This is a genomic window from Xanthomonas sp. CFBP 8152, assembly GCF_014199025.1.
GTDB classification, from domain to species: Bacteria; Pseudomonadota; Gammaproteobacteria; order Xanthomonadales; family Xanthomonadaceae; genus Xanthomonas; species Xanthomonas arboricola_B.
Map to the genome: position 1 here is coordinate 734,003 of NZ_JACHNO010000001.1, position 12,353 is coordinate 746,355.

Annotated in this window: 9 protein-coding genes; 5 read left to right on the forward strand and 4 right to left on the reverse strand. The window is 67.1% G+C overall.

The window, feature by feature from the left end:
• Positions 1 to 357 precede the first annotated feature (357 nt).
• The gene (locus FHT09_RS03050) at positions 358 to 1,998 is read left to right on the forward strand and encodes an NAD+ synthase (RefSeq protein WP_104607429.1); all 1,641 of its coding nucleotides are present in this window, start codon (positions 358 to 360) and stop codon (positions 1,996 to 1,998) included.
• Here the strand turns inward: FHT09_RS03050 and FHT09_RS03055 are convergent.
• Both FHT09_RS03055 and FHT09_RS03060 read right to left on the reverse strand, forming a co-directional pair.
• A complete protein-coding gene (locus tag FHT09_RS03055; RefSeq protein WP_104607428.1) occupies positions 1,983 to 2,969 on the reverse strand; it encodes a hypothetical protein in 987 nt (328 codons plus the stop codon). The two genes, FHT09_RS03050 and FHT09_RS03055, sit on opposite strands and share 16 nt — an antisense overlap.
• Positions 2,970 to 3,267: 298 nt before the next feature.
• Entirely contained in the window at positions 3,268 to 4,149 is an 882-nt protein-coding gene (locus FHT09_RS03060) for an outer membrane protein assembly factor BamD (protein ID WP_104607427.1), read from the reverse strand.
• A 120-nt stretch (positions 4,150 to 4,269) separates the two neighbouring features.
• Between FHT09_RS03060 and rluD the strand changes: the two genes are divergently transcribed.
• From rluD to FHT09_RS03080, 4 genes are all read left to right on the forward strand, one after another.
• On the forward strand, positions 4,270 to 5,265 hold the full coding sequence (rluD, locus tag FHT09_RS03065) for a 23S rRNA pseudouridine(1911/1915/1917) synthase RluD (RefSeq protein WP_016901271.1): 996 nt from the start codon (positions 4,270 to 4,272) through the stop codon (positions 5,263 to 5,265).
• A 1-nt stretch (position 5,266) separates the two neighbouring features.
• Positions 5,267 to 6,082 (forward strand): peptidoglycan editing factor PgeF, encoded by an 816-nt coding sequence (pgeF, locus tag FHT09_RS03070; protein WP_104607426.1) that lies wholly within the window; start codon positions 5,267 to 5,269, stop codon positions 6,080 to 6,082.
• A 2-nt stretch (positions 6,083 to 6,084) separates the two neighbouring features.
• Complete coding sequence (locus FHT09_RS03075; protein ID WP_181141468.1) at positions 6,085 to 6,609, forward strand: DUF4166 domain-containing protein; 525 nt, start codon at positions 6,085 to 6,087, stop codon at positions 6,607 to 6,609.
• Positions 6,610 to 6,709: 100 nt separating this feature from the next.
• Positions 6,710 to 7,105: a thiol-disulfide oxidoreductase DCC family protein gene (locus FHT09_RS03080; RefSeq protein WP_308686693.1), complete on the forward strand. Its 396-nt coding sequence runs from the start codon at positions 6,710 to 6,712 to the stop codon at positions 7,103 to 7,105.
• A gap of 113 nt (positions 7,106 to 7,218) precedes the next feature.
• On the opposite strand, the gene FHT09_RS03085 is transcribed toward FHT09_RS03080, so the two are convergent.
• Both FHT09_RS03085 and FHT09_RS03090 read right to left on the reverse strand, forming a co-directional pair.
• On the reverse strand, positions 7,219 to 9,084 hold the full coding sequence (locus tag FHT09_RS03085; protein ID WP_104607432.1) for a methyl-accepting chemotaxis protein: 1,866 nt from the start codon (positions 9,082 to 9,084) through the stop codon (positions 7,219 to 7,221).
• A gap of 601 nt (positions 9,085 to 9,685) precedes the next feature.
• Positions 9,686 to 12,124 (reverse strand): membrane-bound PQQ-dependent dehydrogenase, glucose/quinate/shikimate family, encoded by a 2,439-nt coding sequence (locus FHT09_RS03090; RefSeq protein ID WP_181141469.1) that lies wholly within the window; start codon positions 12,122 to 12,124, stop codon positions 9,686 to 9,688.
• Positions 12,125 to 12,353 lie beyond the last annotated feature (229 nt).

Below are 12,353 nucleotides of genomic sequence, written 5' to 3' on the forward strand. Positions count from 1 at the left end.
ATATCTGATTGCCGGAGCCGGTGGCCAAGCGATGCGTCGTGTCAGCGGTTTGGTCGATCGTCGTTGTCTGTAGTGGCTTGTCGGCTAGGTCGATCGGCTTGCACGGTTCGATTTAGAGCCCTTGGCTGTTGTGCATGCTCGGCAACGGATCCACGAGCGATGACGACGCAGCCGGCCATCATCCACGCAGGCGACGCGCACGCAGTGGACCAGTAACACTGGGGCAGCAGCAGATCCCTGCATGCCGGCGTGCATCTGGAATAATGCAGGCTTGGCGGCGACGCCGGTCTGCATCCCGGTCTCTTGCCGGATGCGGCCCCGCCATGCCTCTCCAGCTGCATTCGCATAGGCCTTCCAATGTCCCAGACGCTTCGCATCGCCATGGCGCAGTTCGACTTCCCGGTCGGCGCCGTGGCGCGCAACACCGACCGCATCATCGATTTCATCGCGGCAGCGCGCGACGAGTTCGATGCGGACATCGTGCTGTTTCCCGAGCTGGCGATCAGCGGCTATCCGCCGGAGGATCTGCTGCTGCGGCCCGGCTTTCTCGCCCATTGCGAGGAAGCGCTGGCGCGCATCGCCGCCAGCACGCACGGGATCGTGGCGGTGGTCGGCTGGCCGCAGAGCGCCGGCAGCGTGGTCTACAACGCCGCCAGCGTGTTGCGCGACGGGCGTACCGAGGCCACGTACCGCAAGCGCGAATTGCCCAATTACGCGGTGTTCGACGAGCGCCGCTATTTCGACGTGGACCCGGATGGCGACAACTGCGTGGTGACGGTCAAGGGCGTGCAGGTGGGCGTGGTGATCTGCGAGGACCTGTGGTTTGCCGAGCCGCTGGCCAGGACCGTGCAGGCCGGCGCCGAGCTGGTGCTGGTGCCCAACGCCTCGCCCTACGAGCGCGGCAAGCATGCCCAGCGCGATGCCCTGCTGGCCGAGCGCACCCGCGAGAGCGGGGCGGCAATTGCCTATCTCAACGTGGTCGGCGGCCAGGACGCACTGGTGTTCGACGGCGCATCGGTGGTGGCCGATGGCGACGGCACCGTGCATCCGGCCGCTGCCGCCTTCGTCGATCAGTGGCTGGTGGTGGACTACATCGCCGGCGAGCGCAGCTTCACCCCGGTGGTGTGGGTGGACGATGGCGACGAGAGCATGGACGCGCTGGCCTGGCGCGCCGTGGTGCGTGGGTTGCAGGACTATTGCCGCAAGAACGGCTTCAGCAAGGTCTGGCTGGGTCTGTCCGGTGGCATCGATTCGGCGCTGGTGCTGGCAATGGCGGTGGATGCGCTGGGCGGCGACAACGTCACCGCGGTGCGGTTGCCGTCGCGCTACACCGCCAATCTGTCCAACGATCTGGCCGACGAGCAATGCCGCGCGCTGGGCGTCAGGCTGGAAACCATCGCGATCGAGCCGGCGTTCGAAGGGTTGCTCGCCGCGCTGGGACCGATGTTCGAAGGCACCCAGCCGGACATCACCGAAGAAAACCTGCAGTCGCGCAGCCGCGGCGTGATCCTGATGGCGTTGTCCAACAAGTTCGGCGGGCTGCTGCTGACCACCGGCAACAAGAGCGAATACGCAGTGGGTTACGCCACCATCTACGGCGACATGTGCGGTGGTTATGCGCCGCTCAAGGACCTGTACAAGACCGAGGTGTTCGGCCTGGCCAAATGGCGCAATACCGTGGGCGGAGCGCCGGTGATTCCGCCGGCAGTGATTTCGCGCCCGCCTTCGGCCGAGTTGCGCGACAACCAAACCGATCAGGATTTGCTGCCGCCGTACGATGTGCTGGACGGGATCCTGTATCGCTACGTCGACCAGGAGCAGTCGCGCGACGACATCGTCGCGGCCGGCTATGCCGCCGATACGGTGGAACACGTGCTGCGGCTGGTACGGCTCAACGAGTGGAAGCGCCACCAGGCCGCGCCTGGGCCGAAGGTGTCGCGGCGTGCGTTCGGCCGCGAGCGGCGTTACCCGATCACCAATGGCTATTCCGGCCAATAGCCCGGCGCACCGGCCACCGCTGCGGCGGCCGGTGCTTGAGCGAAGCGGGTGACCAGGTCCAGGGTGGGCTTGGGCCGCGCCAGGTCGTACATCAGGCCGAAATGGCCTTCGGCGCCCTGGACGGTGGTCTGGTCCAGCAATTCGTAGACGTTCACTTCGGACACCACGTCGGCATAGTTGGCGCGCACGTTGCGCAGCAGCTGCGCCAGACTGTCGTAGCAGCCGCGGTCGCCTTCGGCACCGCCGCTGGTGTTGCCGGTGTAGATCTCCGCACAGTTGAGCTCGTTGAAGAATACCGGCGTGTGGTAGGTCTGCGCGGCGGTGCGCAGCTGGCCCAGATACAACTCGGCCCAGTAGCCGGCATCCTGGTGGAAGGCGTAGTAGTGGAAGCTGATGTGGTCGAAGTCGAAGCCGGCCGCCTTGGCCTTGGCCAGGAACCACAGCGAGCCATTGCGATCGCCGGGGCAGCGTGCGTCGGCGCTGCGTTCGTCGCTGTTGCAGGCGGTGATGTTGATGGTGAAGCGCAGGCCGGCGCCCAGTTCGTTGGAGGCCTGGCGCATGCCCAGGTACATCGTGGTCATTGCCGCGATGCGCGCATCGGCCTCGGCGCGTACCAGATCCTGCTCGTTGCCGATCTCCCAGACCTTGATGTCGGCGGCATAGCGGCGTGCCAGCTGGTAGCCGATCCCGCGCGACATCGGGTAGACCATCGGGCGCAGCGTGATGCCGTACTTGCGCGCCAGCGGGACCAGGACATCCAGCGTTGCGTAGTCGCGCGGGTCCACATCGAAACGGTAGCTGCGCAGATTGCGCGCGGCCAGCAGCTTGAAGCGGGCCTCGGCCTGGGCCATGGGGTAGGCGGGGCGGTTGTCGTGGGCGTTGACGCCGTAGACGATGGGTGCTGCGGTGGCGGTCGTGGCCATGGCCGCCAGCAACAGGACGAGCACGAACGGGACGATGCAGCGGGACATGCGGCCTCCTGGGTTGGCGCCAGCGGAGCGTCGGATCCTCTTCCAGGCCGAGTATAGGCAGCGCGCAGGTGCGGTTCGGTGACCTGGTGCCGGGTCTGGCGACATGCCCGCAGCTGCCGCAGACAGGGGCGACCCGCTGCGGGAGGATGGCACGTGCGCGTAATGCAGGACGGCCGATCTCTCGGTCGATCAGGCGTCACTGTCGTCGAGCACCGCAGGCGTGTTGCTGCATCCGCATTGCCGCACTAACAAAAAGGGGCCTTGCGGCCCCTTTTCATCACACCAGCGCCTGATGATCTCAGTCGCGGCTCATCTGTGCGTTGCGCTGACCGGTGGCGGCGGACTTTTCGCCGGCGAACGGGTTGAGCTTGCGGATGGCCCAGGGATACTTCGGCCAGTTGCCGGTCAACCACGGATGCTGCGGGCTGTTGAGCTCCAGCACGCGGCGCGCGTCGGCGGCCAGGGTCTTGTTGCCCAGGTGGGTATAGGCCTCGGCCAGCACCGCCACCGCGTCATATTGGTAGGCGCTCTGCGGATAGGTTTCCAGCAGGTAGTTGGCACGACCGGCCGCCGAGACCCAGGCGTTGCGTCGCAGGTAGTACAACGCGTTGTCCAGCTCGTGCTGGGCGAACACGTCGCGCAGCTCGATCATGCGCTTGCGCGCATCCGGCGCGTAGCGGCTGTTCGGGTAGCGGTCGGTGACGGTGTTGAAGTCGTTGTAGGCCTGCTGCGGCGAGGACAGATCGCGACGGCTCGGATCCAGCGACCACACACGGCGCAGGAACACCGTGTCGCGGTTGCTGTTGGCCAGCCCGCGCAGGTAGTACAGATACGAGATGTTGCGATGGGTCGGGTAGGTCCGGATGAAGCGGTCGACGCTGGACACGGTGTCGTCGTGCTTGCCGGCCTTGTACTGGGCGTAGGCCGTTTCGATCATCGCCTGCTCGGTGTACGGGCCGTACGGATACTGGGCGATCAGGCGCTTGTAACTGGCTTCGGCGCCGGCCCAGTTGCCTTTCTCCATCAAGCCGTGGCCCTTGCCGTAGAGCTGCTCGACCGGCATGCCTTCATCGGGATTCTTGTCCTTGGTGCCGCGGTGGCAGCCGGTGACGACGAACGCCATGGCCAGCATGAGGGCAATAAGGCGCACAGGCGCGGAAAACGTGGACCGTCGGATCATGGGTCTGGGCAGGACGCATCAGGAAAACGAGAGCGCGATGATAGCCTAGTGGCCTGTCCGGCGACTGACTCCCGTCGCCCGGACCCCCAAATTCCCGCTTTTGCCTGAGTGCCCGTGTCCATGTCCGACCCATCTGCCGAACCCCTCGACCCGTCCATCCGCCAGGCCATCGTGCCCGACAACGCCGCAGGACGGCGTTTCGATGCGGTGCTGGCCGAGCTGTTCCCCGAATTCTCGCGCTCCCGGTTGTCGGAGTGGATCAAGTCCGGCGATGCGCTGCTGAACGGGGAAATGGCGCGCCCGCGCGACACCTTGCGCGGCGGCGAGAGCGTGCAGGTGCAGGTGGTGCTGGAAACCCAGACCCACGCCGCGCCGCAGGACATCCCGCTGAGCGTATTGTACGAAGACGACCAGGTGCTGGTGATCGACAAGCCGGCCGGGCTGGTGGTGCACCCGGGCGCGGGCAATCCGGACGGTACCCTGGTCAACGCCTTGCTGTTCCGCGACCCGGCGCTGGCGGCGGTGCCGCGCGCCGGCGTGGTGCATCGGCTGGACAAGGACACCAGCGGCGTGATGGTGGTGGCGCGTACCGTGCAGGCGCAGACGGCGCTGGTGGAACAACTGTCCGCACGCGATGTGCATCGCCAGTACCTGGCGGTGGTGGTGGGCGCGCTGGTCTCCGGCGGCACCGCCAACGCGCCGATCGACCGCCATCCGCGCGATCGCCTGAAGATGGCGGTGCGCGACGATGGCCGCGATGCGGTCACCCATTACCGCCTGCGCGAGCGCTTCCGCGCGCACACCGCGCTGGAATGCCGGCTGGAAACCGGGCGCACCCACCAGATCCGCGTGCACATGGCGCATCTGAAGTCGCCGATCGTCGGCGACCCGCTGTACGGCGGCGCGCTCAAGCTGCCCAAGGGCGCCAGCGACGAACTGGTGCACGAGCTGCGCACCTTCAAACGCCAGGCGCTGCATGCCGAAACCCTGGAATTCCTGCACCCGGTCAGCGGCGAGCCGGTGCGCGCCAGCGCGCCGGTGCCGGCCGATCTGCAGCGGCTGATGACCGCGCTGCGCGAAGACAGCGCACGCGCCGCCGAGCTGGCACGCCGCTGACGTGGCCACCGCCGCCCCCTTCGTGCTGCCCGCCGCCTGGCCGGCGCCGCCGCGCGTCCACGCGCTGACCACGTTGCGTTATGGGCTGGGTGGCTCGCTGGCGCCGTTCGATACGCTCAACCTCGGCAACCGCAACAGTGCCGAGGGCGACGCGCCGGAGCAGGTGGAACGCAACCGGGCGCTGCTGGTCGAGGCGCTGGCACTGCCCGGCACCCCGCAGTGGCTGCGTCAGGTGCATGGGGTGGAGGTGTTGCGTGTCGACGCGCCCGTGCTCGCGCCCGGCGAACAGCAGCACGCAGCAGGCACTGGCGCGCCAGGTGCGCAGGAACCGGTCGCCGATGCAGCGGTGACCGCCGTGCCCGGCGTGGTGCTGGCGATCCTCACCGCCGATTGCTTGCCGGTCGTGCTCGCCGCTGGCGATGGCAGCGAAGTGGCCGCCGCGCATGCAGGGTGGCGCGGCCTGGCCGACGGCATGCTGGAGCGCAGCGTGGCGGCGATGCGCACGCCGCCGCAGCAAGTGATGGCATGGATGGGGCCGGCAGCGGGACCACAGGCTTATGAAATCGGTGAAGACGTGTTCGACGCCTTTGTCGCGCACGATGCGCAGGCGCAACGCGCATTCGTTGCGACCCGCCCGGGGCATTGGCGGGTGGACCTGTATGCCTTGGCGCGTCAGCGCCTGCAGCATGCGGGTGTACCGGCCAGCGCCATCCACGGCGGCGGGCTGTGCACCATTTCCGAGCCGGAACGCTTCTTCTCGCATCGTCGCGACCGCCGCAGCGGACGCATGGCCACGCTGGCCTGGATCGCGCCCTGAGCATGCCGTTGTTCGCGCAGGTGCTGGGGCAGGACGCGTTTGCGCGGCTGCCTGCGCCGGTGCGCGCGCTGCATTCGGTGCAGCAGCGTCAGATCTTCGTGGGACGGGCAAAGATTCAACGCGGCATGCATGCGCTGGTCCCGTTGCTGGCGTTGCTGAGCCGGTTGCCGCGCAGTGGCGAGGTGGAGGTCGAAGTGGAGTTTCTTGCCGACGCGACCGGCGAGCGCTGGCATCGGCGGTTTGGCGGCCTGCCGATGCATTCGCGCCTATGGCGCGATGGCACTGGCTTGCGCGAACAGTTGGGCGCGGTGCGGTTCGAATTCGCGTTACGCGCCGATGCGCAATCGCTGTACTGGCAGGCCACACGCGTGTGGGCATTGGGCTGGATCCCGTTGCCCGCGTGCTGGTTCGAGCAGGTGCGGTGCCGCGAGCATGCCGACGCCGGGCGTTACGGATTCCTGGTCGACGTGCACTTGCCGCTGGTCGGCCCGTTCATTCGCTACGAGGGCTGGCTTGAACCGCGCTGATCCAGCGCTCGCTGACGTGTCTGGGCTGGAGCCGTCCCAGTTGGAGCCTGCTCACTCGAAGCCGTCTCGCGTGGAGCCGCCTGCTCGTCAGCCACGCGCGGTGCCCGCGAGCATCGTGTTCGATGGCGTGTGCCTGCTGTGCAATGGCTGGGTCGGGTTCCTACTGCGCCACGATCGACGCGGGCGTTATCGCTTTGCCGCAATGCAGGGCCAGGCCGGGCGCGCGCTGTTGCAGCAGCATGGCCTGGATCCGGACGACCCGTTGTCGTTTCTGCTGGTGGATGACCGCGGTGCGTGGACCGACAGCGATGCGATCGTGCGGGTGCTGGTCGGCCTGGGCGGCTTCTGGCGGCTGGTCACGGTGCTGCGCGTTGTGCCGCGCAGCGTGCGCGACATCGGCTATCGCCTGATCGCACGCAATCGTTACCGCTGGTTCGGTCGCACTGACCATTGCATGCTGCCGAACCCAGAGCAGCGCGAGCGGTTTCTGGACTAGCGCCCACCGCCCGACGCAGGAGCGCACCTGGGCGCGATGCGGCGTTACCGGGAAGGCTTCGTCGCGCCCGGGTGCGCTCCTACGGTAATTTCGTGATTCGGGGTGCCGGCGGCTTACGCGGCCGCGTTTTTGAAGCTTGCGCGCGCTAGCTTCTGTTCGCCCCTGTGCGCAGGCTGCAGGCGGAAGATCGACACTGCATCGGCCAGCTCCACGGCCTGCTCTTCCAGGCTGCGCGCAGCGGCAGTGGCTTCTTGCACCAGCGCGGCGTTGCGTTGGGTGACTTCGTCCAGTTGCGCGACGGTGCGGTTGACCTGTTCGATGCCGCTGGATTGTTCGGCGCTGGCGGCGGTGATTTCGCTCATGATGTCGGTGACGCGTTTGACCGAGCCGACGATCTCGCGCATGGTCGCGCCGGCGCGATGCACCAGGCCCGAGCCCCGCTCGACCTTGCCGGTGGAGTCGGCGATCAGCGTCTTGATCTCCCTGGCCGCATCGGCCGAGCGCTGCGCCAGGGCGCGCACTTCCGAGGCGACCACCGCAAAGCCGCGGCCCTGTTCGCCGGCGCGGGCGGCTTCCACCGCAGCATTGAGCGCCAGGATACTGGTCTGGAAGGCAATGCCGTCGATGACGCCGATGATCTCGCCGATCTTGTGCGAGGCGGTGCTGATCTGCCCCATGGTGGACACCACATCGTCCATCACCTGGCCGCCGTTGTGCGCGACTTCGCCGGTGCCCACCACCAGCCGATTGGCCTGCAGCGCGCTGTCGGCGTTCTGCTTCACGGTGGAGGTGAGTTCTTCCATGGAGCTGGCGGTTTCTTCCAGATTGGCCGCCTGTTGCTCGGTGCGCTCGGACAGGTCGGTGTTGCCGGCGGCGATGTCCACCGCCGCGCGGCGGATCGTGTCCGACGCGACCTGGATGCCGCCGATAATCTCGGTCAGCCGGGTCACGGTCTGGTTGGTGTCGTCGCGCAGACGCGCAAAGATGCCGTGCGCATCGCCGTCCACCCGCTGGGTGAGGTCGCCTTCTGCCATGGCGCCGATCACGCGTGCCAGCGCCGCCAGGTGGATTTCCACCGAGTCGTAGATGCGGTTGATGCCCTGGGCCAGCGCCCGCAACACGCCGTCCATGCCGTCGATCTGCATGCGTCGGCTGAAATCGCCGGCCGCGGCGGCATCGATGATCTGGATCAGCGCTTGCTCGGCGTTGACCTGTGCGGTGACGTCCATCCATTGCGCGATGGTGCCCAGCTTGGTGCCGTCGGCGGCGATGATCGGGCTGTAGACGAAGTCGATCTGGCGGCCAAAGAAGGGCGCGCGCACCGCCCCGGAGGTGGTCAATGCGCGCATGCGGTCGATCGCGGCCTGGCTGTCAGGATAGATGTCGCCGATGCTGCCGCCGACGAAGCCATCGGCATGGAAGCCGGGGCGAAAGCTCTGCACATCCGGCTCGATCAGCTTGAGCATCGCGAGCAGTTTGCGGTTGGCAAATAGCACTTGGCCGTCGTCGTCGGCGATGCGGATCATGGTGTCCAGATCGTCCAGCGCCTTGATCACGAACTGCCCATGGCGCAGGCCCTGTTCCATCACATCGATGTGGATGCCCAGCTTGTCCTGGGTTGCCTGCAGGGCGTGCAGCACCGGCGCGAGCTCGCCGGAGGCATGGCGCAGATCCAGACGCTGGAAGCGCCCGTCACCGATGGCCGTCACCGTGCCGAGGATCTGTTGCAGTTGCGCGACGTTGCGACGGCGCGGCCACCACCACAGCCCGGCGCTTGCCGCGCCCAGCACCAGCGGCGCCGGTAGCAAGCGACCCAACCCGCCCCAGAGACCGCCGGGCAGCAACGTTGCGGCGTACAGGGTCAGCAGGACCAGCAGCCCGATCTGTGCGACGGCAGGCAGCCATGCGGTCGTGGCACGCGCAAGGTTCCGGCCGGGGCGCGGGCGGCAGACGGCGGTGGCATCGTGTGAGGGCGACATAGGCTGAGTCCAACTGCGTGATTCGAAGTGGGGAGCGCTGTCCTGCACTGCGTGGGGTTCCATGGGTATCGGCGCTCCAGCCCGAATCATGACGGCGTGAAATCGCCGTTCGTCGGAATCTGTCGGGCCGGATCCCTGAAATGCCGATGTGTTTGATTTGGAAGCGGCTTCAGAGCAGCTAAGCGCACCGCGACACCGTCTTTTGCACCTGCACGCCGGCCTCGCAATTGTAAATTCTGAGTGAAGTATGGATAGATCCCGCAGGCACTTCGCGGGCCGCCACCCCACGCGATCCGATCGCGTGCACCCGGCCAAGACGCGCCGGCAGCGCCATCCGTGCGACGCCACGAAGAGCGCGGAATAGGGAATCGGGAATGGGGAATCGGGAATGGGCAATCGGGAATCCGGCGCACCACCGATCCAGCCCAACCCGGACGGCAACAGAAAAGCGCTTTTCCATTCCTGATTCCCGATTCCCGATTCCCCATTCCCCATTCCCCATTCCCCATTCCCGAATCCCGAATCCCGAATCCCAAAAAAAAAACCGGCCATCTCGCGATGACCGGTCTATCGATGCAGAACTTGCTGACGCCGCGTCGGCTTACTTCGCCGGCTTGGCGCCTGCGTCGTCGGGCAGCGCCCAGGCGATGACGCTGTCACCCGACTTGGTTTCCATGCGGTCGTGGCCACCCACTGCGGCCACGATGTACTGCTTGCCGTCGATGGTGTAGCTCAGCGGGGCGGCCTGCGGGCCGGCCGGCACGCGGGTCTCCCAGACCTGCTTGCCGGTGCGGGTATCGAAGCCGCGCATGAAGTCGTCCAGGGTCGCGCCGATGAAGGTCACGCCGCCGGCGGTGGCCAGCGAGCCGCTGTTGTTGGGCGTGCCGATCTCGAACTTGGTCTTGGACGGGATACCCATCGGGCCCTGGTCGTAACCGGTGCCCAGCGGACGCCGCCAGATCACCTGCTGCGTGCGCAGGTCCACGCCGGAGATGTAGCCCCACGGCGGTGCCACGCACGGCGTGTTGAGCGGCGACATCCACGGCTCCTTGCGGGCGCCGTAGGCCAGACCCTTCTGCGCCATGTAGCCGGGCGTCTTGCTCTTGCCGTCGAACACCGACACCACGCCCAGTTCGTCCATCTTTTCGCGGGTGTAGACCTGCAGGGTGTAGGGCAGGCGATTGCTGTTCATCACCATGATGCCGCGCTGCAGATCGACCGACACGCCGCCCCAGTTGATGCCGCCGTGGTTGCCGGTGAAGGCCAGCGAGCCCTGCAGGGTCGGCGGGGTGAACATGCCCTCATAGCGCAGCTGCTTGAACTGGATACGGCAGGCCAGCTGATCGAACGGGGTCATGCCCCAGGCGTCGGACTCGACGATGGTCTCGTACTCGCGGCTCGGTGCGCCCACGGTATTGGGCATGCCCGGCGAGATCGGCTGCGTGGCCGCGGTCCAGTCGCCGTGATCGGTGCCCTGCGGCACGGCGATCTGCTTGACCGGCATGATCGGTGCACCGGTCGCGCGGTCCAGCACGAACACCTGGCCGGACTTGGTGGCCTGGATTACCGCAGGACGGGTACCGCCGCCAGCCACCGGCCAGTCGACCAGGTTCGGCTGCGGGCCGATGTCGTAATCCCACAGGTCGTGGTTGACGGTACGGAAGTGCCAACGCTCCTTGCCGGTGGCCGCATCCACGGCCACCAGCGCGGCAGTGTATTCCTCATCCTGCGGAGTGCGGCCCTTGCCGAAGAAATCGCCGGACGCGTTGCCGGTCGGCAGATAGACCAGGCCCAGCTCGTCGTCGGCGGCCATCAGCGACCACACGTTCGGGGTCGAACGGGTATAGGTCTGCCCGGCCGGCGGCTCGGCGGTGATCGCCGGGTTGCCCAGGTCCCAGGCCCACCGCAGCTGGCCGGTGAGCGCATCGAAGCCGCGCACCACGCCGGACGGTGCATCGCCTTCCTGGCCGTCGCGCACCTGGCCGGTGGGCTGGATCACCACACCGCGCATCACCACCGGCGGCGAAGTCGGGCCGACGAAGCCCGGCTTGGTGTTGCCGGTGCCGGCATTGAGATCGACAAAGCCGTTGGTGCCGAAGCTGGTGCACAGCTTGCCGGTCTGCGCGTCCAGCGCGCCGAGGCGGCCGTCGACCATCGGCCAGAAGATCCGCGTCGGGCACTCGGCGGTGCCTTGCGGCGCCTGGTAGTACGACACGCCGCGGCAGGTGGTGGCGGCAACGCCGGCCATCGCCTTCGGATTGGTCTGCGGGTCGAAGCGCCAGCGCTCCTTGCCGTTGGCCGCTTCCACCGCAATCACCTTCTGGGTCGGGGTGCAGATGTAGAGCAGGTCGCCGACCTTGAGCGGGGTGTTCTGGAAGGCGTAGCCCAGCTTGGAGCCGGCCGGCTTCAGATCGCCGGTATGGAATTCCCAGGCCACCTTCAGGTTCTTGACGTTCTCCGGAGTGATCTGCGCACCGGGGGTGTAATGGTTGGACAGGTTGGAGCCGGCGTACGAGGTCCAGTTGCTGGCATCGTGGTTGGCCGCGACGTTGCCGTCCGGGCTGGGCACGTTGGTGCGGCTGAACGGAGCAGCGTCCCCGGCCGGCAGCGTGGAGGCATCGGCCAGCTCGACATTGCGCGGTAGCAGCAACGGCCACAGGATCAGCGTCGCGCCCAGGATCGGCAGTACGCCGGTCACCAGCACATAGCCCAGCCCCGACAACGGCTGCATGCGTCGACGGGCCACGCCCCAGAACGGCAGCAGCAGCAGACCCAGCACCGACATCCAGGCCAGACGCGGCACCAGACCCCAGCCATCCAGGCCCACTTCCCACAGCGCCCAGGCGATGGTGGCAGCCAGCGTGGCGCCAAACAGCCACAGGCCGGCACGCTTGCCCAGCGCCAACAATACGCCGGCCAGCAACAGGCCGATGCCCGCCAGCAGGTAATACCAGGAACCACCGACGGCGACCAGGCGGCCGCCCTCGTAGGCAAGCACCGCACCGAGCACGGCGATCACCACGGCATAGACCACCAGCAGCCAGGTGCCTAGTCCACGTTTTGAGGATTGATCAGTCATTTTGAGATGTCAGGAAGGACCCAGGCACCGGCAGGCGGTGGCGAGTCGTGGAGGGAGAAAGATCACGGGCTGGCAAAGGGCGGCCTTCGATCTAACAAAAACGTCCTAAACCAGAACGTCCGGATATGAACGCGCAGCCCCTCCCAGGGTCCTCAGCGCTACTCATGTGAATATTTTAGACCGCAACGAC

What these genes read in the sequence shown, in the direction of transcription:
- FHT09_RS03050 (WP_104607429.1), top strand. Translation starts at nt 358, where the DNA reads ATGTCCCAGACGCTTCGCATCGCCATGGCGCAGTTCGACTTCCCGGTC.
- FHT09_RS03055 (WP_104607428.1), bottom strand. Translation starts at nt 2,969, where the DNA reads ATGTCCCGCTGCATCGTCCCGTTCGTGCTCGTCCTGTTGCTGGCGGCC.
- FHT09_RS03060 (WP_104607427.1), bottom strand. Translation starts at nt 4,149, where the DNA reads ATGATCCGACGGTCCACGTTTTCCGCGCCTGTGCGCCTTATTGCCCTC.
- rluD (WP_016901271.1), top strand. Translation starts at nt 4,270, where the DNA reads ATGTCCGACCCATCTGCCGAACCCCTCGACCCGTCCATCCGCCAGGCC.
- FHT09_RS03075 (WP_181141468.1), top strand. Translation starts at nt 6,085, where the DNA reads ATGCCGTTGTTCGCGCAGGTGCTGGGGCAGGACGCGTTTGCGCGGCTG.
- FHT09_RS03085 (WP_104607432.1), bottom strand. Translation starts at nt 9,084, where the DNA reads ATGTCGCCCTCACACGATGCCACCGCCGTCTGCCGCCCGCGCCCCGGC.